Source organism: Klebsiella sp. WP8-S18-ESBL-06, from assembly GCF_014169755.1.
Taxonomy (GTDB): domain Bacteria; phylum Pseudomonadota; class Gammaproteobacteria; order Enterobacterales; family Enterobacteriaceae; genus Kluyvera; species Kluyvera ascorbata_B.
In genome coordinates this window covers 2,884,589-2,907,131 of the sequence record NZ_AP022256.1, presented here as the reverse complement: position 1 = coordinate 2,907,131, position 22,543 = coordinate 2,884,589, and the positions used below count along the sequence as shown (strand labels likewise).

The 22,543-nt window shown below is 55.4% G+C and carries 24 protein-coding genes, 2 pseudogenes and 1 other annotated feature (1 of these 27 only partly in view); of the genes and pseudogenes, 11 read left to right on the top strand and 15 right to left on the bottom strand.

Going from position 1 to position 22,543, the window contains the following annotated elements:
- Positions 1 to 31: 31 nt before the first annotated feature.
- From osmE to cedA, 8 genes are all read left to right on the top strand, one after another.
- Positions 32 to 373 (top strand): osmotically-inducible lipoprotein OsmE, encoded by a 342-nt coding sequence (gene osmE / locus H7R76_RS13960; RefSeq protein ID WP_182929054.1) that lies wholly within the window; start codon positions 32 to 34, stop codon positions 371 to 373.
- Positions 374 to 658: 285 nt separating this feature from the next.
- Positions 659 to 979, top strand: a complete 321-nt coding sequence (locus H7R76_RS13955; RefSeq protein ID WP_182934707.1) for a PTS sugar transporter subunit IIB — start codon at positions 659 to 661, stop codon at positions 977 to 979.
- An 80-nt stretch (positions 980 to 1,059) separates the two neighbouring features.
- On the top strand, positions 1,060 to 2,418 hold the full coding sequence (gene chbC, locus H7R76_RS13950) for a PTS N,N'-diacetylchitobiose transporter subunit IIC (RefSeq protein WP_106926545.1): 1,359 nt from the start codon (positions 1,060 to 1,062) through the stop codon (positions 2,416 to 2,418).
- 54 nt (positions 2,419 to 2,472) lie between these two features.
- On the top strand, positions 2,473 to 2,820 hold the full coding sequence (gene chbA, locus H7R76_RS13945) for a PTS N,N'-diacetylchitobiose transporter subunit IIA (protein WP_182965550.1): 348 nt from the start codon (positions 2,473 to 2,475) through the stop codon (positions 2,818 to 2,820).
- A gap of 25 nt (positions 2,821 to 2,845) precedes the next feature.
- Positions 2,846 to 3,670, top strand: a complete 825-nt coding sequence (chbR, locus tag H7R76_RS13940; protein WP_106926549.1) for a transcriptional regulator ChbR — start codon at positions 2,846 to 2,848, stop codon at positions 3,668 to 3,670.
- Between the two features lie 105 nt (positions 3,671 to 3,775).
- Positions 3,776 to 5,122, top strand: a complete 1,347-nt coding sequence (locus tag H7R76_RS13935; RefSeq protein ID WP_182965548.1) for a 6-phospho-beta-glucosidase — start codon at positions 3,776 to 3,778, stop codon at positions 5,120 to 5,122.
- A gap of 11 nt (positions 5,123 to 5,133) precedes the next feature.
- Positions 5,134 to 5,889, top strand: a complete 756-nt coding sequence (chbG, locus tag H7R76_RS13930) for a chitin disaccharide deacetylase (protein WP_106926553.1) — start codon at positions 5,134 to 5,136, stop codon at positions 5,887 to 5,889.
- Between the two features lie 133 nt (positions 5,890 to 6,022).
- Positions 6,023 to 6,262 (top strand): cell division activator CedA, encoded by a 240-nt coding sequence (cedA, locus tag H7R76_RS13925; RefSeq protein WP_106926555.1) that lies wholly within the window; start codon positions 6,023 to 6,025, stop codon positions 6,260 to 6,262.
- Positions 6,263 to 6,356: 94 nt separating this feature from the next.
- Here the strand turns inward: cedA and H7R76_RS13920 are convergent, their stop codons facing one another.
- The 4 genes from H7R76_RS13920 to hxpB all read right to left on the bottom strand — a co-directional run bounded on the left by H7R76_RS13920 (position 6,357) and on the right by hxpB (position 10,190).
- Positions 6,357 to 7,748: an L-cystine transporter gene (locus H7R76_RS13920; RefSeq protein WP_106926557.1), complete on the bottom strand. Its 1,392-nt coding sequence runs from the start codon at positions 7,746 to 7,748 to the stop codon at positions 6,357 to 6,359.
- Between the two features lie 178 nt (positions 7,749 to 7,926).
- A complete protein-coding gene (locus H7R76_RS13915; RefSeq protein ID WP_106926559.1) occupies positions 7,927 to 8,517 on the bottom strand; it encodes a metal-dependent hydrolase in 591 nt (196 codons plus the stop codon).
- Between the two features lie 89 nt (positions 8,518 to 8,606).
- Entirely contained in the window at positions 8,607 to 9,365 is a 759-nt protein-coding gene (gene kduD / locus H7R76_RS13910) for a 2-dehydro-3-deoxy-D-gluconate 5-dehydrogenase KduD (protein WP_374956738.1), read from the bottom strand.
- Positions 9,366 to 9,521: 156 nt separating this feature from the next.
- Positions 9,522 to 10,190, bottom strand: a complete 669-nt coding sequence (gene hxpB, locus H7R76_RS13905; protein ID WP_106926563.1) for a hexitol phosphatase HxpB — start codon at positions 10,188 to 10,190, stop codon at positions 9,522 to 9,524.
- Positions 10,191 to 10,328: 138 nt separating this feature from the next.
- On the opposite strand from hxpB, the gene H7R76_RS13900 reads away from it, so the two are divergent.
- Complete coding sequence (locus tag H7R76_RS13900; protein WP_182929048.1) at positions 10,329 to 10,865, top strand: YniB family protein; 537 nt, start codon at positions 10,329 to 10,331, stop codon at positions 10,863 to 10,865.
- A gap of 97 nt (positions 10,866 to 10,962) precedes the next feature.
- Here H7R76_RS13900 and yciA read toward each other — a convergent pair whose 3' ends face one another.
- The 4 genes and pseudogenes from yciA to H7R76_RS13880 all read right to left on the bottom strand — a co-directional run bounded on the left by yciA (position 10,963) and on the right by H7R76_RS13880 (position 13,145).
- Positions 10,963 to 11,361 (bottom strand): acyl-CoA thioester hydrolase YciA, encoded by a 399-nt coding sequence (gene yciA, locus H7R76_RS13895; RefSeq protein WP_106926567.1) that lies wholly within the window; start codon positions 11,359 to 11,361, stop codon positions 10,963 to 10,965.
- Between the two features lie 15 nt (positions 11,362 to 11,376).
- The gene (locus H7R76_RS13890) at positions 11,377 to 11,916 is read right to left on the bottom strand and encodes a septation protein A (RefSeq protein WP_106926569.1); all 540 of its coding nucleotides are present in this window, start codon (positions 11,914 to 11,916) and stop codon (positions 11,377 to 11,379) included.
- Positions 11,917 to 11,963: 47 nt separating this feature from the next.
- Positions 11,964 to 12,706: pseudogene (locus H7R76_RS13885) on the bottom strand (YciC family protein).
- Positions 12,707 to 12,731: 25 nt separating this feature from the next.
- Entirely contained in the window at positions 12,732 to 13,145 is a 414-nt protein-coding gene (locus H7R76_RS13880; protein ID WP_182965546.1) for a YkgJ family cysteine cluster protein, read from the bottom strand.
- 268 nt (positions 13,146 to 13,413) lie between these two features.
- Between H7R76_RS13880 and ompW the strand changes: the two genes are divergently transcribed.
- Positions 13,414 to 14,049 carry an outer membrane protein OmpW gene (gene ompW / locus H7R76_RS13875; RefSeq protein WP_106926573.1) on the top strand — a complete coding sequence of 212 codons (636 nt, stop codon included), beginning with the start codon at positions 13,414 to 13,416 and terminating at the stop codon, positions 14,047 to 14,049.
- A gap of 72 nt (positions 14,050 to 14,121) precedes the next feature.
- On the opposite strand, the pseudogene H7R76_RS13870 reads toward ompW, so the two are convergent.
- Both H7R76_RS13870 and H7R76_RS13865 read right to left on the bottom strand, forming a co-directional pair.
- Positions 14,122 to 14,196: pseudogene (locus tag H7R76_RS13870) on the bottom strand (LysE family translocator); the annotation flags it as partial.
- A 260-nt stretch (positions 14,197 to 14,456) separates the two neighbouring features.
- A complete protein-coding gene (locus H7R76_RS13865) occupies positions 14,457 to 15,404 on the bottom strand; it encodes a quinone oxidoreductase family protein (RefSeq protein ID WP_182965544.1) in 948 nt (315 codons plus the stop codon).
- Positions 15,405 to 15,479: 75 nt separating this feature from the next.
- Between H7R76_RS13865 and H7R76_RS13860 the strand changes: the two genes are divergently transcribed.
- Entirely contained in the window at positions 15,480 to 15,935 is a 456-nt protein-coding gene (locus H7R76_RS13860) for a MarR family winged helix-turn-helix transcriptional regulator (RefSeq protein WP_182965542.1), read from the top strand.
- A gap of 32 nt (positions 15,936 to 15,967) precedes the next feature.
- On the opposite strand, the gene trpA is transcribed toward H7R76_RS13860, so the two are convergent.
- Genes trpA through H7R76_RS13835 form a run of 5 tightly spaced genes read right to left on the bottom strand, consistent with a single transcriptional unit; the run spans position 15,968 to position 22,499 of the window.
- A complete protein-coding gene (gene trpA, locus H7R76_RS13855) occupies positions 15,968 to 16,777 on the bottom strand; it encodes a tryptophan synthase subunit alpha (RefSeq protein ID WP_182965540.1) in 810 nt (269 codons plus the stop codon).
- Positions 16,777 to 17,970: a tryptophan synthase subunit beta gene (gene trpB, locus H7R76_RS13850; RefSeq protein ID WP_106926581.1), complete on the bottom strand. Its 1,194-nt coding sequence runs from the start codon at positions 17,968 to 17,970 to the stop codon at positions 16,777 to 16,779. Before trpB ends, trpA begins: the two co-directional genes overlap by 1 nt.
- Positions 17,971 to 17,979: 9 nt before the next feature.
- Positions 17,980 to 19,338 (bottom strand): bifunctional indole-3-glycerol-phosphate synthase TrpC/phosphoribosylanthranilate isomerase TrpF, encoded by a 1,359-nt coding sequence (trpCF, locus tag H7R76_RS13845; protein ID WP_106926583.1) that lies wholly within the window; start codon positions 19,336 to 19,338, stop codon positions 17,980 to 17,982.
- Between the two features lie 3 nt (positions 19,339 to 19,341).
- Positions 19,342 to 20,937, bottom strand: a complete 1,596-nt coding sequence (gene trpD, locus H7R76_RS13840; RefSeq protein WP_106926585.1) for a bifunctional anthranilate synthase glutamate amidotransferase component TrpG/anthranilate phosphoribosyltransferase TrpD — start codon at positions 20,935 to 20,937, stop codon at positions 19,342 to 19,344.
- Complete coding sequence (locus tag H7R76_RS13835) at positions 20,937 to 22,499, bottom strand: anthranilate synthase component 1 (protein WP_106926587.1); 1,563 nt, start codon at positions 22,497 to 22,499, stop codon at positions 20,937 to 20,939. Before H7R76_RS13835 ends, trpD begins: the two co-directional genes overlap by 1 nt.
- 34 nt (positions 22,500 to 22,533) lie before the next feature.
- Positions 22,534 to 22,543: a sequence feature (Trp leader region), on the bottom strand (it continues 82 nt past the right edge of the window).

Here is a 22,543-nt window from a genome sequence, read left to right as displayed (position 1 = left end):
TTAAAAAACATCGAACGAAAGGAGAGGGAAGATGAAAAAGCATGTTGCAGGACTTCTGGGGGCCGCAGCCGTACTGGCAATGCTGGCAGGCTGTACCGCTTACGATCGTACCAAAGACCAGTTCACACAGCCGGTTGTGAAAGATGTGAAAAAAGGGATGAGCCGTTCACAGGTGATGCAGGTCGCCGGCAAGCCGTCGTCGGAAGTGACGATGATCCACGCACGCGGCACGTGCCAGACCTATATCCTGGGTCAACGTGATGGTAAAGCTGAAACCTACTTTGTGGCCCTGGATGACACCGGTCACGTTATCAATTCCGGCTATCAGACCTGCGCTGAGTACGATACCGATCCGGCGGTTAAGAAGTCATAATCGCGCATCCAGAGGACATCTACGAAAGCCCGACCTTCGCGTCGGGCTTTTTTATCAGATGTCATGCTTATTTCTTGTCGCGAATTATTTTGAGTAAAGTGTGAAGGTAGTCAAAACAAGAGGTCAATGAGAGACAATTTTTGGGTCTTAGGAATTATCGGTAGGCAAATTGTTGCCGTATACTCAAGGCATAAACAGTAGATAACTCATCTGTTACATACGAGGGTTATGGGCACATGGAACATCGCCCGATGATGACAGATTTCACAAGTTGAGGAAGCGTGAATGGAAAAGAAACATATCTATCTTTTTTGCTCTGCCGGAATGTCCACTTCATTGTTGGTATCCAAAATGCGTGCACAGGCTGAGAAATACGAAGTACCGGTCGTGATTGAAGCCTTCTCGGAAACATTTGCCGGTGAGAAAGGTCCGCAGGCTGATGTTATTTTACTCGGCCCGCAAATCGCCTATATGTTGAACGATATTAAAAAGATTTTACCGAACAAGCCGGTTGAGGTTATTGATTCAACGCTGTATGGCAAGGTCGATGGTTTAGGTGTGCTTAAGGCAGCTGTTGCTGCAATTAAAAAAGCAGCTGCGCAGTAATTTTTTTATTTTTCCCGTCAAAGAGTTATTTCATATTTAATCGCCGCAATTTTATTGCGGCCCTTTAAGGGTATTTTTCTATGAGTAAAGTGATCGATTCGCTTGAAAAGGTACTCCTTCCTTTTGCTGTTAAAATAGGAAAGCAGCCACACGTCAATGCCATTAAAAACGGCTTTATTAAATTAATGCCGCTGACCCTCGCGGGGGCCATGTTTGTATTAATTAACAACGTTTTTCTGAGCTTTGGTGAGGGGTCATTCTTCTATTCAATGGGCATTCGTCTGGATGCGTCCACCATTGAAACATTAAACGGCTTTAAAGCCATCGGCGGTAACGTTTATAACGGTACCTTAGGCATTATGTCGCTGATGGCACCTTTCTTTATCGGTTCAGCGTTAGCCGAAGAACGCAAAGTTGACCCGATGGCCGCAGGCTTAATTGCAATTGCTGCGTTTATGACCGTTACACCGTACAGCGTAGGCGAAGCCTATGCCGTAGGCGCTAACTGGTTAGGCGGGGCAAACATTATTTCCGGTATCATTATCGGTCTGGTTGTTGCCGAACTGTTCACCTTTGTGGTGCGCCGTAACTGGGTCATCCGTTTACCGGATAGCGTACCGGGCTCGGTGTCCCGTTCGTTCTCAGCGGTTATCCCGGGGTTCATTATTCTGTCCATCATGGGGATTATCTCCTGGGCGCTGACCCACTGGGGCACCAACTTCCACCAGATCATCATGGACACCATCTCTACGCCGCTGGCTTCTATGGGTCACGTCGTGGGCTGGGCTTACGTTATCTTTACCTCGCTGCTGTGGTTCTTCGGTGTGCACGGTTCCCTGGCGCTTTCCGCGCTGGACAGCGGCATCATGACCCCATGGGCGCTGGAAAACATCTCTCTGTACCAGCAGTACGGTTCTGTTGAAGCCGCGGTTGCCGCCGGTCACCAGTTCCACATGTGGGCGAAGCCGATGCTGGATTCCTACATCTTCCTCGGCGGTACGGGTGCAACGCTGGGTCTGATCATCGCTATCTTCATCGCCTCTCGCCGCGAAGATCACCGTCAGGTTGCTAAGCTGGCGCTGCCGTCAGGCATCTTCCAGATTAACGAACCGATTCTGTTCGGTCTGCCAATCATCATGAACCCGGTTATGTTTATTCCGTTCATCCTGATTCAGCCGCTGCTGGCCGCGATTACCATGACCGCGTATACCCTGGGCATCATCCCGCCAATCACCAACGTGGCGCCATGGACAATGCCAACCGGTCTGGGTGCATTCTTTAACACCAACGGTAGCGTAGCCGCACTGATTCTGGCGCTGTTCAACCTGGGTGTCGCAACGCTGGTCTACATGCCGTTCGTGATTATCTCGAATAAAGCGCAGGCCACCATTGACAAAGAAGAAAGCGAAGAAGACATCGCCGCTGCTCTGAAATTCTAATGCCAATGCGGTATGGAGCGAACCTCCATACCGCCCTCACAAAAGGGAATAAGTATGTTCGATCTGGATAATGTTGTTGCTGAGGACGTGCAGGAAAACGATCTCGAAGAAGTGGTGATGGGTCTGATTATCAACTCAGGTCAGGCGCGTAGCCTGGCATACGCCGCGCTGAAGCAGGCAAAGCAGGGTGAATTTGAGGCCGCGAAGGCGACCATGGAACAGTCCCGCATCGCGCTGAGCGAAGCACACCGCGTACAGACGCAGCTGATTGAATGCGATGAAGGTGAAGGCCGAATGAAGGTTAGCCTGGTGCTGGTTCATGCGCAGGATCATCTTATGACGTCAATGTTAGCGCGCGAGCTGGTTGCTGAATTGATCGAACTTCACGAGAAGGTACAATAGGCTTTTCCCTATGAGGCAACCAAAGATGATCACCATGGAAATCAACACCGCCCGAGAACAACAGCTCTTTAACGGTAAGAATTTTCATGTCTTCATCTACAACAAAACGGAAAGCATCAGCGGGCTGCACCAGCATGACTACTACGAGTTCACCATCGTACTGACCGGGCGCTATTATCAGGAGATAAACGGCAAGCGGGTCATGCTGGAGCGCGGAGACTTTGTTTTCATCCCGATGGGTTCGCACCACCAGAGCTTTTACGAGTTTGGCGCGACGCGGATCCTCAACGTCGGGATCAGCAAAGACTTCTTCGACACCCATTATCAGGCGCTGGTACCGTTTGCTTTGGTTGCTTCGCAAGTCTATTCGATTAAAAGCACGTTTCTCAGCTACATTGAGTCCGTTATTTCTTCGCTGCATTTTCGTGAAACGGAATTTGACGAATTTATTGAACTGGTTTCCTTCTATGTGATTAACCGCTTGCGGCATTACCGTGAAGAACAGGCGCAGGATGTTACGCCAGCGTGGTTAAAATCCACCGTTGAAGCCATGCATGATAAATTAAAATTTGGTGAAGGTGCCCTGGAAAATATGGTCGAGTTATCCGGAAAAACTCAGGAATACTTAACTCGAGCGACCCAGCGCTACTATGGCAAAACGCCAATGCAGATCATTAATGATATCCGCATTAACTTCGCCAGAAAACAGCTTGAAATAACCAACTACTCGATTACCGATATTGCCTATGAGTCAGGGTATAGCAGCCCAAGTTTGTTTATTAAAACATTCAAAAAGCTCACCTCATTCACGCCGAGCAATTATCGGAAGCAACTGACGGTTATTAAATAACGCGCTGCGGAATTTCGCCGCAGCTCTGAATTAAAGACTTTAACTATCCACGCATAATGTGGAGGGTAACCCACGTTTAACTTGTGGATCACGAGGGAGAAAAGTATGAGCCAGAAATTAAAAGTCGTCACAATTGGTGGTGGTAGCAGCTATACGCCGGAATTACTGGAAGGTTTTCTCAAGCGCTATCATGAACTGCCGGTCAGCGAACTGTGGCTGGTGGACGTGGAAGATGGCCAGGAGAAGCTGGACATCATTCACGCACTTTGTGAGCGCATGGTAGAAAAGGCCGGCGTGCCGATGAAGGTCTATAAGACGCTGAACCGCCGTGAAGCCCTCAAAGATGCCGACTTCGTGACCACCCAGCTACGCGTGGGCCAGCTTAAAGCCCGTGAAAAAGATGAACGCATTCCGCTGAGCCACGGTTACCTGGGCCAGGAAACCAACGGTGCGGGCGGCCTGTTTAAAGGTCTGCGCACTATTCCGGTGATTTTCGACATCATTAAAGATGTTGAAGATGTTTGCCCGAACGCGTGGGTTATCAACTTCACCAACCCGGCCGGGATGGTGACCGAGGCGGTGTATCGCCATACCAACTTCAAGCGTTTTATTGGCGTATGCAACATTCCGATCGGCATGAAGATGTTCTTCACCGACGTGCTGCGACTGACTGAGAAAGACGATCTTTCCATCGACCTGTTTGGTCTGAACCACATGGTCTTCGTGCGTGATGTGATCGTCAACGGCGAGTCCCGTTTTGCCGAACTGCTGGACGGCGTGGCCTCCGGTACGCTGTCTGCCAACACGGTGAAGAACATTTTCGACATGCCGTTCAGCGAAGGGCTGCTGCGCTCCCTGAATCTGCTGCCGTGTTCTTATCTGCTGTACTACTTCAAGCAGAAAGAGATGCTGGCTATCGAAATGGGCGAGTACTACAAAGGCGGCGCGCGCGCGCAGGTGGTGCAGAAGGTTGAGAAACAGCTGTTTGAGCTGTACAAGAATCCGGATCTGAACGTCAAACCGAAGGAGCTGGAACAGCGCGGTGGAGCGTATTACTCCGACGCGGCGTGTGAAGTGATCAACGCTATCTACAACGATAAGCAGACCGAACACTACGTCAACATTCCGCACCAGGGACACATTGACAATATTCCGGCGGACTGGGCTATTGAGGTCACTTCTATTCTGGGCCGCGACGGTGCGAAACCGCACCCGCGTGTGACCCATTTCGATGAGAAGGTGCTGGGCCTGATTCACACCATCAAAGGGTTCGAAATTGCCGCTAGCCAGGCGGCTATCAGCGGTGAATTCAACGATGTGCTGCTGGCGCTGAACTTAAGCCCGCTTATCCACTCTGATAAAGATGCAGAGGTGCTGGCGCGCGAACTGATTCTGGCCCATGAAAAATGGTTGCCGAACTTCGCCGCCACCGTGGAGAAACTGAAACAGTGACAGGAGGCATGATGGAGCGTTTGTTAATCGTTAATGCCGATGATTTTGGCCTGAGCAAAGGGCAGAACTACGGCATTATCGAAGCCTGTAAGAATGGACTGGTTACCTCGACCACCGCGCTGGTTAACGGCGCGGCTATCGACCACGCGGCTCAACTGAGCCGCCGCACGCCAGCGCTGGCGGTGGGGATGCACTTCGTATTGACGCTGGGCGAACCGTTGACGCCGATGCCGGGTCTGACCCGTGAGGGTAAGCTGGGCAAATGGATTTGGCAGATGGCGGAAGAAGACGCGTTGCCGATGGATGAGATTGCCCGCGAGCTGGAGTGTCAGTACCAGCGCTTTGTCGACCTGTTCGACGCTGAGCCGACGCATTTTGACAGCCATCATCACGTGCATATGATCCCGCAAATCTTCCCGCTGGTGGCCGAGTTTGCGAAATCCAAAGGCATTGCGCTGCGGGTTGACCGCACCATTCCGTATCCGTTTACCCTCCCGGAAGGGCTGCGCAGCAGTGAAGGGTTCAGCAGCGAGTTTTATGGCGATGCTATCTCAGATGCGCTGTTCCTTGAGGTACTGGATAGCTCTGCCGCGCGCGGCGAGCAGTCGCTGGAAGTGATGTGCCATCCGGCGTTTGTCGACAACACCATTATGGGCAGCGCGTATTGCTACCCGCGTCTGGCTGAACTGGATGTACTGACCTCAGCGTCGTTGAAATATGCTATTGCGGAAAGAGGCTACCGCCTCGGTACATTCCGCGACGTGTAATCCTTGTTTTACCCCCTCAACCCTTTGCCCGACAGCCACCCTGTCGGGCTTTTTTGTGTATGACGATTGCGCGTGAATCCTGCTATCATAAGGGTTTACCGCTTTGTCTTACTGATTGTGAATTTAACTGCTTATGAAACCGCTTCGCCAACAAAATCGGCAGATTATCAGCTATGTCCCCCGTTCCGAACCCGCTCCGCCCGAGCATGCTGTGAAGGTTGAAGGCTTTCGCGACGTGTGGCTGCTGCGCGGCAAATACGTGGCGTTTGTGCTGATGGGCAGCGCGTTTCGACGTTCTCAGGCGTTCAGCGTTCCGGAATCGGCCCAGCGTTGGGCGGTGCAGATGCGTCAGGAAGGGGACATTGAGGCGTAGCAGGTATAACACCGGATATCAAAAAACCGCGGGTGATTAACCCGCGGTTTTTTTGTGCCCCGGAGAGGGGCGGCGATAACGGTAGCCCGACAGATTAGCGGTGGGCTAACTCGGCATCTTCTTCGCTGTTCAATACGTCTTTATCGGTCTGACGCAGCCATTGGCTGGTCAGCGTACCGGCGGTCATTGAGCCACTGACGTTCAGCGCGGTACGCCCCATGTCGATCAGCGGTTCAACGGAGATCAGCAGCGCCACCAGCGTGACCGGCAGACCCATCGCGGGTAGGACGATCAGCGCGGCGAAGGTTGCACCGCCGCCAACGCCCGCAACGCCTGCGGAGCTAACGGTGACCATACCGACCAGGGTCGCAATCCACAGCGGATCCAGCGGGTTAATGCCGACGGTTGGGGCAACCATTACCGCCAGCATGGCCGGGTAGAGGCCCGCACAGCCGTTCTGGCCGATGGTCGCGCCAAAAGAGGCGGAGAAGCTGGCGATAGATTCCGGTACGCCCAGACGACGCGTCTGCGCTTCAACGTTCAGCGGGATGGAGGCCGCGCTGGAGCGACTGGTGAAGGCGAAAGTCAGCACTGGCCACACTTTACGGAAGTATTTCAGCGGGCTGACGCCGTTGACGCCCAGCAGAATGCCGTGCACAACGAACATAATCAGCAGGCCCAGGTATGAGGCAACCACAAAGCTGCCCAGCTTGATGATGTCCTGCAGGTTAGAACCGGCAACCACTTTGGTCATCAGCGCCAGTACGCCGTACGGCGTCAGCTGCATGACCAGACGCACCAGCTTCATTACCCAGCCCTGTAAGGTGTCGATAGCCGTCAGCACGCGCTGGCCTTTCGGCGCGTCATCTTTCAGCAGCTTCAGCGCAGCAACGCCGAGGAAAGCGGCAAAGATAACCACGCTGATGATTGACGTTGGGTTAGCACCCGTCAGGTCAGCAAACGGATTTTTCGGCACAAACGACAGCAGCAGCTGAGGAACGCTGAGGTCGGCCACTTTACCTGCGTAGCTGCTCTGAATTGCGTTCAGGCGTGCCGTCTCGGCGGTGCCCTGTACCAGACCTTCGGCGGTCAGGCCGAACAGGTTGGTGACCAGTACGCCGACCAGCGCGGCAATCAGCGTGGTGAACAGCAGAGTACCAATGGTGAGCACGCTGATTTTACCCAACTGAGAGGCGTTGTGCAGACGGGCCACCGCGCTCAGAATCGAGGCGAAGACCAGCGGCATGACAATCATTTGCAGCAGCTGTACGTAACCGTTGCCGACAACGTTAAACCACTGAATAGAGTCTTTGAGTACCTGGCTATCAGACCCGTAAATAAGCTGCAGTGCAAGCCCGAAGACCACGCCGATAACCAGACCGACCAGCACTTTTTTTGCCAGACTCCACTGCTTGTGACGCGTTTGCGCCAGCGCCAGCAGCAATACGGCGAACACAACGACGTTCGCGATTAATGGAAGGTTCATCCCCGTTCTCCTGAAGTATTTTCCACGCCGTCTGCGGGCAGTAAAGATGCCGCAGCGGGTGTCTTTTTAGGACAAACCCGTAAAGATTTGTCTGGATGTGAGAAGGTTAACAGAACTGAAAAAAGTCCGCTTATATCCAAATGGAATGGATTATGCCAAAAAAGACATTATCGCTGGATTATTGCTCAGCCCGGCGATTAATAAAGCGATCGAAGTCGTTTTGCAGCAAATTAATCATCGACGAAGACCAGCGCACCACGCTGTTGTCTGGCAGCGATTGCGGCATAAAAACGGCGTAGGCAAACAGCGCCATGCACAGTACGCGCTCTAATTGGTTGCCCTTGCGCGGTGCGAGAATCGGCAAACGAAAGCGCCAGCGGCACGGCCAGAGTAGCGGTACGCCGGCGGGCGTGAGCATATCGGCAAGAATGTGGCTCAGGTAGCCCAGCACCATGCCCTGTACGGCATCGGCGGGGACAATCCAGCTATCCGGGACTTTCAGGTAGAAAAGGGTTAGCGCGCCGAACACGGCGAGCAGGCTGTGGGTAAAGCCGCGATGGCCGCACATTCGGGCGATGGGTTTAGACAGCCAACTGAGCCGTTGCCCGAGGAAGGAGCGCGGATGGTCGATGTCCGGAAGCAGACAAGTTAATATCGCCGAAGGCACGATGTGCCACCAGTCTCCTTGTGCGAGTACCGGCGTCAGTTCGGCATTTTTAGCAAATACCGCGCAGGCGATAGAAAAGAGCAGATGACCTTCCGCCGTCATGATAAAACCCATTAATCTGTGAATTCATACAGTATAGGGTTTTTGTACAGTAGGCGGAAGAGGTTACGGTGTAACTCTTTGTCAAAAAATTAACGTGCCAGCCAGCCACCGTCTACGGCTATCGTATAGCCATTGATGTAGTCTGATGCCGGCGAGGCAAGAAACACCACCGGGCCTTTGAGATCGTCCGGCGTTCCCCAGCGACCGGCGGGAATGCGTTCGAGGATGGCTTTATTGCGCTCGACGTCATCACGCAGCGCCTCGGTGTTGCTGGTCGCCATGTAGCCCGGGGCGATGGCGTTAACGTTGATGCCATGCTGCGCCCATTCGTTAGCCAGCAGGCGGGTGATACCTAATACGCCGCTTTTGGAGGCGGTGTAGGATGGCACACGGATGCCGCCCTGGAAAGAGAGCATTGACGCAATATTGATAATCTTGCCGCCGCTGCCCTGGCTCAGGAACTGCTTTGCTACCGACTGGGAAAGGAAGAATACGGATTTCAGATTCAGGTTCATGACGTCGTCCCAGTCTTTTTCGCTGAAGCTCAGCGCATCTTCGCGACGGATAGTCCCGGCGTTATTCACCAGAATATCGATGCGGCCAGCGGCAGCAACGGCGGCCGGCACGATATCGGCGATCCCCTCAGGTCGGCTGAGATCGGCCTGAATAGCAAACATCCGGCGGCCCAGCGCGGCCACTTTTTCTGCGGTTTCCTGCGGGATACTGCGGCTGACGCTCACGATATCGCAGCCGGCTTCCGCCAGCCCCAGCGCCATCCCTTGACCAAGACCTTTATCACACCCGGTCACCAGCGCGACTTTACCTTGCAGATTGAAAGTATGAAGCATGATTTCGACCCCTGTATTTGGTTTTTATCGTTATGAGAAGACTTACAGGGCTAGAGCATAGAAGGGCATAGCAGAAATTTCAAATAAAAATAAAACAGCGTTTCATTTTTATGATTGGGTTGGCATTTGCGGGCACAATTGGTGCCCGCATTATCATTAGCCGCACAGATTTTCGCGGGTCAGATATTCCAGCGACGTCAGTTTAACGTCGGCAAGCGCAAAACGCGGGTCGAGCTGGCTTTCTGCGGCAGGCACGACAATCGAGCGCATGCGGGCGGCCTTGCTGGCAACCATGCCGTTCACGGAATCTTCCAGCGCCACGCAGCACAGCGGGTCAACGCCTAGCGCCGCCGCACAGTTGAGATACACCAGCGGGTGCGGTTTGCTGTAGGGCAGGCTGTCGGCGGAAGCGAGCGCATCGAACTGGTCACGCAGGTCGAACATGGTCAGCACTTTTTCCAGCATATACAGCGGAGAGGCCGAGGCGAGGCCCACTTTTAGCCCCTGCGCTTTACACAGGGCGACGGCTTCGCGTACCCCCGGCAGCAGTGGACGCGTTTGCTCAACCAGCGCAATCACTCGGGCAATCATGCGTTCAACGACCGTCGCGCGGTCCGGGCCGCTCCAGGGTTGTTGACCGAACCACAGATCCACCACCAGGTCGATGCGCAAACCGCGGGTGTCAGGAAGCTCGTGTCGGCGGGAGAAATCGACACCCAGTTCGCTCAGTACTTCGTGTTCGGCGCGATCCCACAGCGGCTCAGAATCGATCAGTAAGCCATCCATATCGAAAATAGCGGCGCGTATTTGACGCTCGGCGGACATAACTACCTCTCCTTTAGGGTAACGAATGCGGCTTAATGGTATATCATATCGCGCGTAAAGTCGGGCGAAAGTCGCCTTCAGCAGGTAGACTTCATAAGCACTTAGCCCGAGATTCAGGCGTCTTAACAAGGGGAACTCATGACGTATCAACAAGCTGGACGCATTGCCATCCTCAAGCGTATCGCCGGGTGGGTGATATTTATTCCTGCGCTTATCTCTACGCTGATTTCCGTGCTGAAATTCATGTACGAGCACAGTGCAAAGCAGCCGGGGATCGATGCCGTCATGATGGATTTCGTACACGTGATGGTCGACATGATGCGTTTCAATACGCCGTTTTTGAATCTGTTCTGGTACAACTCGCCGCAGCCGGACTTTCAAAACGGGCTGAATATTATGTTCTGGATTATCTTTGCGCTGATCTTTGTGGCGCTGGCGCTGCAGGATTCCGGGGCGCGGATGGCGCGTCAGGCGAAGTTTCTGCGCGAAGGGGTGAACGATCAGCTCATCCTGGAGAAAGCGAAAGGGGCGGAAGGGCTGAGCCGTGAAGCGCTGGAGGCGCGGGTAGAGGTACCTCGCCATACGATTTTTGTGCAGTTCTTCCCGCTGTATATTTTGCCGATTATCGTCATCGCGATCGGTTATTTCGTTCTGAAGGTGCTGGGTTTTCTCTAATGCAGGCCGGATAGGGCGTTTACGCCGCTATTCGGTCATCTGACCGTATCCGGTCGACAAACAATAGGCCCGGCGATTCATTGCCGGGCCTATTGTTTTATGCAGCGGGAATGGCGCGCGGTTTGCCCTGAGGGTCGACCGCAACGTAGATAAACAGCGCCTCGGTGGCTTTATAGCGCTGGCCAATCGGTTCTGATGAAACCTTCTTGACCCAGACTTCAATATTGATGGTGACCGACGTATTGCCGCGCTTGACGCAGCGTGCGTAGCAGCACACTACGTCGCCGACCGCGACCGGGCGCAAAAACGTCATGCCGTCGACCCGTACCGTCACCACGCGGCCGTGGGCCACTTCCTTCGCCATAATGGCGCCGCCAATATCCATTTGTGACATTAGCCAACCGCCAAAAATATCGCCGTTGGCATTGGTATCCGCAGGCATGGCTAGCGTACGTAATACCAGCTCTCCCTGCGGAGCGTCATTCTGTAGTGTCATTCTTATTCTCTGTGCTTACTTGTGGTCGTCTTGTGGCATATGACGATAGATGTACACGCCGCTCAGTACGGTGAATACCAGCGTCAACGCCGTCAGGCCAAACACCTTAAAGTTTACCCAAATGTTTTGCGGTAACCAGAAGGCGATATAAATATTTGCCAGCCCGCAGAGGATGAAAAACACCGCCCAGGCGAGGTTCAGCTTCGACCAGACCGCGGCCGGCAGGGTAATCTCTTTGCCGAGCATGCGCTGAATCAGCGGCTTTTTCATTACCCACTGGCTCACCAGCAGCGCGCCGGCGAACAGGGCGTAAATCACCGTCACCTTCCACTTAATGAACTCGTCGTTGTGGAAGAAAATGGTCAAACCGCCGAAGAACGCCACCACGATAAAGGTGATCAGGGCCATTTTTTCGACTTTGCGATAGCGCACCCAGCTGTAAATCAGGACCACGGCAGTGGCGACAATCAGCGCGCCGGTTGCCGCATAGATATCATAAATTTTATAAAAAGCGAAAAAGACAACCAGCGGTAAGAAATCCAGAAACTGCTTCATACTTCGATTCCGTAGTTCAGCGCCGCCCGCCAGCGGGCGGCATCAGATTATTGACGAATAAGCATATACACGCGGAATAAATAGATCAGCAACAGGGCGGAAACCAGGTTACTGAGCGCATTAACCACTACGGCGCCAAGGTACGGCGTCAGGAAGGCAAAGCTTGATGCAAACAGCAGCAGCAGCGTTTTTGCCAGCATCCAGCCCACGACGGCGGGCGCAATCAGGCGCATATTAGCCCAGCCGAGTCGGGTACTGTGCCGAATGGCGGCAAAGACACCCAGCTTGTCCTGGACCAGCATGACCGGCGCGAACGCCAGCACGATAGCCAGCAAAATGCCCGGCACCACGATCAGCATGACGCCCATCTGGACGAGGAAGGTACTGATAAAATCAGCACCAGCAGCTTCGGCAGCACCGGCGCGCTGGCGCCAATGGCGCGAAGCGCGCTCACCGGCTGCCCGGCAGAGATGAGCTGAATCATCAGCAGAATACCGCCCGCAAGGATGGCATTACCAATCAGCCCGGCAAAGGTCGATGCCGCAGAGGAGCGCAGCAGGATCTGCTGTTGCTCCGGCGTCATGTTCTGAACCAAATCAAACAGCCCCGTACTGCCGGCGAGATGATCGCCGGTTGTCAGCGTCGCCAGCTGTTCATCGCTGGGGGAAAAGGCATGGCCAAGCACCACCGTGATAAATGAACAGAGCAAGGCAATCAGTAAAATGGTGACGAACTGATTGCGGAAAAAATTACCCGTGTCACGGTATACAGACTGCGCCGTGATAGACATGCACTCTCCTTGAGTATTGCAGGTGTTAATTAGCCGGCAATTGTACCGCAAATCGCGCCTGCGTAGCAGCCTCTGCGCCAGCTCCGCTAAGTATATCTTTGTAAAGAGGTTCCAGCGGCGGCAGGCCGTATCGCGCGCGGGCTCGATTGCACGCTTCGTTGAGTTCGCCGTTCTCACCGGACATCGCGAACTCGCGGCACGGAGAGGGACGGTGAGCATAGATAGTACAACTGACGGAATCGCCTATCGTGCCCGAAAGGGCCGAGCAGCGCGGCTGACGCTGGTTAGTGCCGGTCATACAGCGCAAAAAGGGGGTAACAGGCTCAGTAAGCTGCGCGGGGACGGGGCCACCTGCATCATCACCTTCTGCCCAGTAAAAAGAGACTCGAAAATACGCACAACAGGCACCGCACGTCATGCACGGGTTGATTTCACTCATGATTACACCTGATCAAAACGCATCAACAATATTGTCGTGTCCTAAATTATCCAGCCGCTGAGAAGCCGACAAGAGGAGACAAAAAAAATTTTCCGACAAATCAATAAAATTGATATGGCTATTAATAACGGTTGTGACATAAAGCCACAAAATTGATCTGGATTAACAAATGTTAAATCTAATGACTTTGTGTGATCCGTGACGGATCAAAAGTAACTCATTGTGGGTATATTTGCCGCGCTTGAAAAACCATAATGAGGAAGTGGATATGAAAAAGTTAGCAGCGGTTGCATTGGCGTTAAGTACTGTTTCCGGCGGCGCCTGGGCGCATGAAGCCGGCGAGTTTTTTATTCGTGCGGGTTCGGCAACGGTACGTCCTACGGAAGGATCGGATAGCGTCCTCGGCAGTCTGGGAAGCTTTAACGTCAGTAATAACACCCAGTTAGGCTTAACCTTTACCTATATGGCGACTGACAATATTGGTATTGAACTGCTGGCCGCCACGCCGTTCCGTCATAAGGTTGGCACGGGCCCTACCGGCGATATCGCCACTGTCCATCATTTACCGCCGACGCTGATGGCGCAGTGGTACTTTGGCGACGCGCAGAGCAAATTCCGTCCTTATATTGGCGCGGGTATTAACTACACCACCTTCTTTGATAATGATTTCAATAAAACCGGTAAAGAGGCGGGGCTGTCGGATCTCAGTCTTGACGATTCCTGGGGCGCGGCCGGGCAGGTGGGGCTGGATTATCTGATCAACCGCGACTGGCTGATCAACATGTCCGTCTGGTACATGGATATCGACACCAACGTGAAGTTTAAACACAATGGCGTGAACCAGAGCGTCAGTACCCGACTGGATCCGTGGGTGTTTATGTTCTCGGCGGGTTATCGCTTCTAAGGCGTTCCCGGCGGCAATTTATGCGGTCGGGATGTTTTTCTAGCGGCAGGCCTCGGTAGTGATTTTCACCGCCAGCCTGGCCGCGCGCCCTTGGGCGATAGAACGCGGAATCAGGTAGATCATATTCGGACCCGGCGTCAGCGCCATGCCCAGCGAGACGGTGATTTTTTCATCCTACGATGCCAGGCTTTACTGCGGAGGTCATTGTTAGTGGGAAGGTCAGTTACGCCAGGCGTAGCGTTTCGGGCGAAAAAAAAGCCCGCATCGGATGCGGGCAAAAATACTGGAAGCAATGTGAGCAATGTCGTACCGAATACCTGAGTGATTTGCTCAACTACTCGGTAATGAGAAAGATAATATTTCTCATTTAAGATATCAACCCTATTTTTTGTGTGAAAGCGATTTTTTTATCCGAGGGTGAAGACCGTCCGTTTCAGACTATTGTCCAGTGACCAGGCTGTGGCAACGTTTTGCAGCGGCACGGGCGTGGTGGCGATGGTAAATCCGCCCGCAACCGCCGCATTCAGCATCTCGCCGGTCGCCTGTAACAGCTGCGACATTGGCAGGCTGCCAATCCCGCTTCCCATTAGCTGCAGCGGGGCGGATCGCAGTATCGCGCCGTTAAGCGCAATGTCGCTTCCCGCGAGTGACCCGACCTGTACGTAACGAATGGGGGTGTGGCCGCGGCTGTATTTCGCCAGCGCCGGCAGCATCAGTTCCGCGCTGTGCCCCCAGAGATAATCGACGACGACATCAATCCCCAGGTTGGCCTGAACGGCGAATTCGGCGCTGAGGGTGGTGTCATCTCCGGTGAGCAGGATGCTGACATCAGCGTCCAGTGCCGCCAGTGCGCTGGGGTTACGCCCGGTAGCGATCACTTTGCTGGCCCCGAGATGGCGGGCAATTTGCACCGCTAGCTGTCCGGCGCTGCCGGTTGCGCCGTTGACCAGTACGGTTTCACCGGCCCGGAAATTCGCGCGCTTCACCAGCGCCGCCCAGGCGGACATGCCTGGATTGGCCATCGCCGCGGCGGTGATATCGTCCAGGTCGTCCGGCAACGCAAAGCAGTTCTGACGGTCAACAGGGGCGTACTGCGCCATGCTGCCCCACGGCGCGGTTTGAAAGGCAAAATAGACTCGTTCACCGGAAGGGAGCGTGCCGGTGCCGTCGATGCCGACGACAAACGGCAACCTGCCGTCAAAGCTGTAATGTTTACCCGAGGCGCGGCTTTTCACGACGTGGCTGATGGCGGCGGCACGGACGCGAATCCGCGTCTGTTCATCGCCCACCGGCGGTTCATCAAAATCGGCCCATACCGGGCCCTGGTCAAGGTCAAAAACGACGGCTGCTTGCATAAAGGTGTCTCCAGAAGATAATTATGTGTAAAATGCACATATCAGATAACGGCACTATACTTGGTTGGAAAATATATGCAATATGCACATAATAATTATGACATCACGGACTTCCACGGTGCGCTGCTGGATATTATCGGCGTCATGAATCAGCCGGCCCGCGACGAGCAGCTGTTACAGGCGGCGGGCGTTCAGCTTGAACAGCTGCTGTTTCCGCTGCTGGTGGCGATTGGTCGCTGTGGGCCGATAGGCGTGGTGGAGCTGGCGGATAACATCGGGCGGGATTACACCACCGTCAGCCGCCAGGTGAAGAAGCTTGAAGCTCAGGGGCTGGCACATAAGCAGCCGAACGAACGCGACAGGCGGATTAGCGAAGTGACGCTGAGCGAGCAGGGGCAGGCGATTTTTGCGCAGATAGCGGTCGCGCGGCAGACGCTGATGAATCGGGTACTGGAGAACTGGTCGCCGGAAGAGGTACAGACGCTGTTTACGCTGACGCGCAAATACGCCGACAGCCTGCAACAGCAATAAGCCGCCCGACGAGCGTCAGGCGGCTTGAGGCGTTACGCCAATTTGGTGGCCGCTTTCATACGGGCCACAAAGCGTGAAAGCTCATCCAGCATTGCCTGCGGATTGTCGACGTTACGCTCAATGATTTTGACAATGGCGGAGCCCGAGATAGCCCCGGCGGCACCGGCTTCAATCGATGCGGATACCTGATCCGGCGCAGAGATACCAAAGCCCTGCAGCGGCGGCGCGGCGTTGTACTCTGCCAGTTTCGCCACCAGGTGGTGCAGCGGCAGGGCGGCGCGGGTTTCGGTACCCGTCACGCCCGCACGGGAGAGCAGATAAGTGTAACCACGACCGTGTTCGGCGATCTGACGCAGCAGCTCGTCGTCAGCGTTCGGCGGGCAGATGAAAATCGGTGCCACGTTATGACGCATGGCGGCCTGACGGAACGGCGCGGACTCTTCCACCGGCACATCGGCGACCAGTACGGAGTCGACGCCTACGCGCGCGCATTCGGCGTAGAACTCGTCAATGCCGCGGTTGAACACCAGGTTGGCGTACATCAGCAGGCCAATCGGAATCGTCGGGTGCTTCTGGCGAATAGCCGCCAGCATCTCAAAGCACTGAGTCGGCGTGACGCCAGAAGCAAACGCACGCAGGGTCGCGTTCTGGATGGTTGGGCCATCGGCCAGCGGATCGGAGAACGGAATACCCAGCTCAAGCGCATCGGCACCGCCTTCAATCAGCGCATCAATGATTTTCAGTGATTGTTCCGGATTCGGATCGCCTAAGGTGACGAAGGGAACAAACGCGCCTTCCTTGCGGGCCTTCAGTTGAGCAAACAGGTTGTCATAGCGTTCCATCAGATTTCCCCTCGCGCTTTCAGAATATCGTGTACGGTAAAGATGTCTTTGTCGCCGCGCCCGGACAGGTTTACGACCAGCAGCTGCTCTTTTTCTGGGTTTTCACGCATCATTTTCAGCGCGTGGGCCAGGGCGTGGGAGGACTCCAGCGCCGGGATAATCCCTTCATGGCGGCTGAGTTCCTTGAACGCATCCAGCGCTTCGTTATCGGTAATCGAGACGTATTCAGCACGGCCAATGCTGTTCAGGAAGGCGTGCTGCGGCCCAACGGACGGGAAGTCCAGACCCGCAGAGATTGAGTAAGACTCTTCAATCTGGCCTTCATCAGTCTGCATCATCGGCGATTTCATACCAAAGTAGATGCCGACACGGCCGTGTTTCAGCGGCGCGCCGTGTTCGCCGGTTTCAATACCGTGACCGGCTGGCTCAACGCCAATCAGACCAACGCTGGTTTCATCGATGAAGTCGGCGAACATACCGATGGCGTTAGAACCGCCGCCGACGCAGGCAATAACCGCATCCGGCAGACGACCTTCTTTTTCACGGATTTGCACTTTGGTCTCTTCACCAATCATGCGCTGGAATTCACGCACGATGGTTGGGAACGGGTGCGGGCCTGCTGCGGTGCCGAGCATATAGTGCGCGGTTTCATAGCTGCCAGACCAGTCGCGCAGCGCTTCGTTACAGGCATCTTTCAGCGTCGCGGAGCCGCTGTGTACTGCAATAACCTCTGCCCCCATCAGGCGCATACGGAAAACGTTCGGCGACTGACGTTCGATATCTTTCGCGCCCATATAGATGCGGCACTTCAGACCGAGCAGGGCACAGGCGAGCGCGGAGGCTACGCCGTGCTGACCAGCACCGGTTTCGGCGATAATTTCGGTTTTACCCATGCGTTTTGCCAGCAGCGCCTGACCCAGAACCTGGTTGGTTTTGTGCGCGCCGCCGTGCAGCAGATCTTCACGCTTGAGGTACAGCGTGGTTTTGGTGCCTGCCGTCAGGTTGCGGCACTTGGTCAGCGCAGTCGGACGACCGGCGTAGTTTTTCAGCAGGTCGGTAAATTCGGCCTGAAATTCGGGATCCTTCTGCGCGCTGACAAACGCTTCTTCCAGCTGGCGCAGGGCGGGCATCAGAATCTGCGGAACGTACATGCCGCCAAATTCGCCGAAGTAGGGGTTCAGTAAAGTACTCATTCTTGCTCCTTAATATGCGCGCAGCGTCTGAAACACCGAGGCCAGTTTGCTGGCATCTTTAATACCCGGTTTTGACTCGACACCTGAATTGAAATCCAGCCCGACGCAGCCGCTTTTGGCTGCATCTACGCAGTTGTCTGCGCTTAACCCACCGGCCAGCATCACATTGCTCAGATCCTGACCTTGTAACAGTGACCAATCAAACCGCTGGCCGGTGCCGCCCTGGCCGTTGTCGAACAGATATCTGTCGACGTGCTTCAGGCTGCGCGGCGGCAGTGCATTGGTGACGCTCAGCGCTTTCCAGATTTGTACATCGGCCGGTAGCGCGGCGCGCAGGTCATCGATGTAGGCCTGTTCTTCATCACCGTGCAGCTGTACCGCACGCAGGGAAAGCGCAGTCGCGCGACCAACAACCTCCGCAACCGGGGCATTGCGGAATACTCCGACGTAGCTCAGCGGCGCGGCGGCGATAACCTCGCGAGCCTGCTCAACGCTTACCGCGCGCGGTGAAGTGGGGACAAAAATCAGTCCGCCATAAATAGCGCCCGCTTCATAGGCCGCCTGGGCATCCTGCGCGCGGGTCAGCCCGCAGACTTTATTCTCCCCCAGCAGTACGCGGCGGACCGCCGCGTTGAGGTCATCGTGCGCCATCATCGCTGAACCGATCAGGAAACCGTTGGCGTAATGGGCCAGCTCACGAACCTGGGCATTCGTGTTGATACCGGATTCGCTGATGACGGTGACCTCGTGACCCAAACGCGGTGCCAACTGGCGGGTACGGTTGAGGTCGATGGAGAGATCGCGCAGGTCGCGGTTGTTGATGCCGACGACTTTTGCCTTCAGCGCAATGGCGCGCTCAAGCTCTTCTTCATTGCTCACCTCGGTCAGCACGCCCATGTTCAGGCTATGCGCCACCGCGGACAGCTGACGATACTGTTCATCGTCCAGCACGGAGAGCATCAGCAGACAGGCGTCCGCCTGGTAGAAACGCGCCAGATAAATCTGATAGGCGTCGATAATAAAGTCTTTGCACAGAATCGGTTGCGGTGCGATACCGCTGACGATCGGCAGAAAATCAAAGCTGCCCTGGAAGTACTTTTCATCGGTCAGTACCGAAATGGCGGAGGCGTAATGCTTGTAAACGTTGGCAATACGTGCCGGATCGAAATCATCGCGAATGACCCCTTTTGACGGAGAGGCTTTTTTGCACTCCAGAATAAACGCGGTGCGGGTGCCGCTGAGCGCATCATAAAAATGACGCTGGCTCGGCTGCACGTCGTTCTGGAACGAGGCTAACGGTTGTTGTTGTTTGCGGGCTTCTACCCAAATCGCTTTATCGGCAACGATTTTTGCTAATACGGTCTGCATTTCTTATCCTCTTGCCGCTAATGCGGTTACGCGGTCGTAGGCTGCACCGCTGTGTAGCACGTCCAGCACTTTCTTGACGTTCGCCTTCAGGTCTTCATGACCGTACAGGCGCATCAACATGGCGACGTTTACCGCGACGGCGGACTCATGCGCGGTCTCGCCTTTACCTTGTAGCAAGCGCGTCAGAATGTCACGGTTTTCTTCCGGCGTACCGCCCGCCAGCTCGGCCTGGTGGTAGGGCTTGAGGCCGAAGTCGTCGGCAGTCAGCTGATAGCTTTTGATTTCGCCATGGTTCAGCTCGGCAACCACGGTCGGTGCATGCAGCGACACTTCATCCATGCCGCCGCTGTGTACCACCGCCGCACGCTCATAACCCAGCACACGCAGAGTCTCGGCAATCGGCAGCACCAGCTCCGGGCTGTAAACGCCGATCAGCGCCAGCGGCGGGTGCGCCGGGTTAATCAGTGGCCCCAGCACGTTAAACAAGGTGCGGGTTTTCAACTGCTGGCGAACCGGCATGGCGTAGCGGAAACCGGTGTGATACTTCGGTGCGAACAGGAAACAGACGCCCAGTTCGTCCAACGCCGCGCGAGACTTGTCGGCGTTCATGTCGAGATTGATACCAAATGCCGCCAGCAGGTCTGACGAGCCTGATTTACTGGAGACGCTGCGGTTACCGTGCTTGGCGACCTTCAGACCACAGGCCGCGGCCACAAAAGCGCTGGCGGTAGAGATGTTAATGCTGTTGCTGCCATCACCGCCGGTGCCGACAATATCGGCAAACGGATAGTCCGGGCGTGGGAACGGCGCGGCGTTCTCCAGCAGCGCGGTGGCGGCGCCGGCGATTTCGTTCGGGCTCTCGCCGCGAATTTTCATACTGACCAGCGCGGCGGCCAGTTGCTCCGGTTTCACTTCGCCGCGCACCACGGCGGAAAACAGTACGTGGCTTTCCTGCTGGCTCAGCGTTTGTGCCTGATACAGTTTTTCCAGAATCGGCTGGATGGTGTTGCTCTGCTCCAGCTTCTGCAACGCCCATGCCAGCGTTTGTTCCAGCAGACGCGCACCCTGGGTAGTCAGGATGGACTCCGGATGGAACTGAAAGCCGCAGACGCGATCGGCATCGTGACGAACCGCCATCACCATGCCATTAAAGTGGGCGTTGATGGTCAAGCCGGCCGGAATGTTGCTGCCGACCAGCGAGTGGTAGCGCGCTACCGGTAGCGGATTGCTTAAGCCTTCAAACATGGCCTGGCCGTCGTGCTCAATGCTGGACGCTTTGCCATGCAGAATTTCGCCGGCCTGGCCGACGTAGCCGCCGTAGGCTTCCACGATGGCCTGATGGCCGAGGCAGATGCCGATAATCGGCAGCTTGCCGCGCATACGGGTCAGCAGCTCCGGCATGCAGCCGGCTTCGGACGGCGCCCCCGGCCCCGGGGAGAGCATCAGCACCGGGTTATCCATAGTGCCGAGACGGTCGATTAAGGTCTGAGCTGGAACGTGATTACGGTAAATGACCACGTTATGCCCGTTCGCGCGCAGCTGATCTGCCAGGTTATAGGTAAATGAGTCGATGTTATCGAGCAGCAGAATGTCAGCCATCAGAAAATCTCCTGTGCATGATGCGCGGTGGCAATGGCACGCAGCACCGCGCGCGCTTTATTACGGGTTTCATCGGCTTCAGACTGCGGGATGGAATCCAGAACCACGCCTGCGCCAGCCTGAACGGTGGCGATACCGTTTTCAACAAACGCAGAGCGAATAACAATACAAGTGTCCAGGTCGCCGTGTGCGGTGAAGTAGCCCACCGCACCGCCGTAGCTGCCGCGGCGCTTGCCTTCGGCGGCGGCAATCAGCTGCATCGCGCGCACTTTCGGTGCCCCGCTAAGGGTGCCCATGTTCATGCAGGCGCGATACGCGTGCAGCACGTCGAGATCTTTACGCAGCTCGCCGACCACGCGGGAGACGAGATGCATGACGAACGAGTAGCGATCAACTTTGGTCAGGTCCGCGACGTAGCGGCTGCCCGGGGTGCAGATGCGCGCCAGATCGTTACGCGCGAGGTCAACCAGCATTAAGTGCTCCGACAGCTCTTTGTGGTCGGTGCGCATCTCCAGCTCAATACGGCTGTCGAGGTCGCGATCCAGCGAACCGTCGGCGCGACGGCCGCGCGGACGGGTACCGGCAATCGGATAAATTTCAATCTGGCGGCTGGTAGCATCGTACTTCAGCGAACTTTCCGGCGATGCGCCGAACAGGGTGAAGTCGTTGTCCTGCATAAAGAACATGTACGGGCTCGGGTTGCTCTTCTTCAGCACGTCGTAGGCCGCCAGCGGTGAGGGGCAGGGCAGTGAGAAGCGGCGAGACGGCACCACCTGGAAAATTTCCCCGGCGCGAATCGCTTTTTGCATCTTGCGCACGACGTCGCCGTACTCTTCATCGCTTTGGTTAGTTTCACAGCGCATGGTGCTGATTTCTTCTACCGGTAGCGCCGACGGCGGCTCATTGAGCTGCTGGCGAACCTGGGCAATACGCTCAAGCAGGCGATCTTTTTCCGCTGCTGATGGCGTAAACAGGCTGGCCTGAATGCGGGTGCTTTTGGTCTGATGGTCGATCACCAGCAGCGTTTCTGCCAGGTAGAAACAGTAGTCCGGGCAGGCGGTGTCGCTGTCAAGATGCGGTAAATCTTCAAACCCGGCAACCAGGTCGTAGGCGAACAGGCCGCCAAAGAACATGGCTTCGCGTTCGTTCTGCGGCACGTTGACCAGCGTTTGTAACAGACGGAAGGCGTCGAAGACCGACAGCGAGCACAGGCGGGCATCTTCATCCAGCAGCGCACTGACCGCCGGGAAGCGCAGGACGCGGCCGTCAGGCTGATGCGTATTCTCAACGCCTGCGGGCAGTACCGCGTCCAGCAGCGGCAGCAGAGACGCGCCGTTGGCGGAGAGCGCCTGAAGGGTGACGGTATCGCCCAGCGCGGTGATGCGCAGTGCGCTATCCACCAGCAGCAGGCTTTTTAAATCGTTTTTACTGTCAATGTCGGCTGATTCAAGCAGCAGCGTGGCCGGGCGCTTCGCGCAGAGTTGGTGAAACAGTGCGGTTGGGTTTTCACGGTAAATCGCGTCACTGGTCAGAAGCTCGAGCATGGGTTTTGGTGTTTGCATCGTTGTTCTCGCCTGTTCTGTATAATCTTTGCTTAATAAAAAGC

Excerpts from the sequence above, each read along its gene's own strand:
- osmE (WP_182929054.1), top strand. The coding sequence starts at position 32 with ATGAAAAAGCATGTTGCAGGACTTCTGGGGGCCGCAGCCGTACTGGCA.
- chbR (WP_106926549.1), top strand. The coding sequence starts at position 2,846 with ATGATCACCATGGAAATCAACACCGCCCGAGAACAACAGCTCTTTAAC.
- yciA (WP_106926567.1), bottom strand. The coding sequence starts at position 11,361 with ATGACACTACAGAATGACGCTCCGCAGGGAGAGCTGGTATTACGTACG.
- chbC (WP_106926545.1), top strand. The coding sequence starts at position 1,060 with ATGAGTAAAGTGATCGATTCGCTTGAAAAGGTACTCCTTCCTTTTGCT.
- kduD (WP_374956738.1), bottom strand. The coding sequence starts at position 9,365 with ATGCTTCATACTTTCAATCTGCAAGGTAAAGTCGCGCTGGTGACCGGG.
- H7R76_RS13955 (WP_182934707.1), top strand. The coding sequence starts at position 659 with ATGGAAAAGAAACATATCTATCTTTTTTGCTCTGCCGGAATGTCCACT.
- H7R76_RS13860 (WP_182965542.1), top strand. The coding sequence starts at position 15,480 with ATGCAATATGCACATAATAATTATGACATCACGGACTTCCACGGTGCG.
- H7R76_RS13835 (WP_106926587.1), bottom strand. The coding sequence starts at position 22,499 with ATGCAAACACCAAAACCCATGCTCGAGCTTCTGACCAGTGACGCGATT.
- chbG (WP_106926553.1), top strand. The coding sequence starts at position 5,134 with ATGGAGCGTTTGTTAATCGTTAATGCCGATGATTTTGGCCTGAGCAAA.
- H7R76_RS13920 (WP_106926557.1), bottom strand. The coding sequence starts at position 7,748 with ATGAACCTTCCATTAATCGCGAACGTCGTTGTGTTCGCCGTATTGCTG.
- ompW (WP_106926573.1), top strand. The coding sequence starts at position 13,414 with ATGAAAAAGTTAGCAGCGGTTGCATTGGCGTTAAGTACTGTTTCCGGC.
- trpB (WP_106926581.1), bottom strand. The coding sequence starts at position 17,970 with ATGAGTACTTTACTGAACCCCTACTTCGGCGAATTTGGCGGCATGTAC.
- H7R76_RS13880 (WP_182965546.1), bottom strand. The coding sequence starts at position 13,145 with ATGAGTGAAATCAACCCGTGCATGACGTGCGGTGCCTGTTGTGCGTAT.
- trpA (WP_182965540.1), bottom strand. The coding sequence starts at position 16,777 with ATGGAACGCTATGACAACCTGTTTGCTCAACTGAAGGCCCGCAAGGAA.
- H7R76_RS13900 (WP_182929048.1), top strand. The coding sequence starts at position 10,329 with ATGACGTATCAACAAGCTGGACGCATTGCCATCCTCAAGCGTATCGCC.
- hxpB (WP_106926563.1), bottom strand. The coding sequence starts at position 10,190 with ATGTCCGCCGAGCGTCAAATACGCGCCGCTATTTTCGATATGGATGGC.
- H7R76_RS13915 (WP_106926559.1), bottom strand. The coding sequence starts at position 8,517 with ATGACGGCGGAAGGTCATCTGCTCTTTTCTATCGCCTGCGCGGTATTT.
- chbA (WP_182965550.1), top strand. The coding sequence starts at position 2,473 with ATGTTCGATCTGGATAATGTTGTTGCTGAGGACGTGCAGGAAAACGAT.
- H7R76_RS13935 (WP_182965548.1), top strand. The coding sequence starts at position 3,776 with ATGAGCCAGAAATTAAAAGTCGTCACAATTGGTGGTGGTAGCAGCTAT.
- H7R76_RS13865 (WP_182965544.1), bottom strand. The coding sequence starts at position 15,404 with ATGCAAGCAGCCGTCGTTTTTGACCTTGACCAGGGCCCGGTATGGGCC.
- H7R76_RS13890 (WP_106926569.1), bottom strand. The coding sequence starts at position 11,916 with ATGAAGCAGTTTCTGGATTTCTTACCGCTGGTTGTCTTTTTCGCTTTT.
- trpD (WP_106926585.1), bottom strand. The coding sequence starts at position 20,937 with ATGGCTGACATTCTGCTGCTCGATAACATCGACTCATTTACCTATAAC.
- cedA (WP_106926555.1), top strand. The coding sequence starts at position 6,023 with ATGAAACCGCTTCGCCAACAAAATCGGCAGATTATCAGCTATGTCCCC.
- trpCF (WP_106926583.1), bottom strand. The coding sequence starts at position 19,338 with ATGCAGACCGTATTAGCAAAAATCGTTGCCGATAAAGCGATTTGGGTA.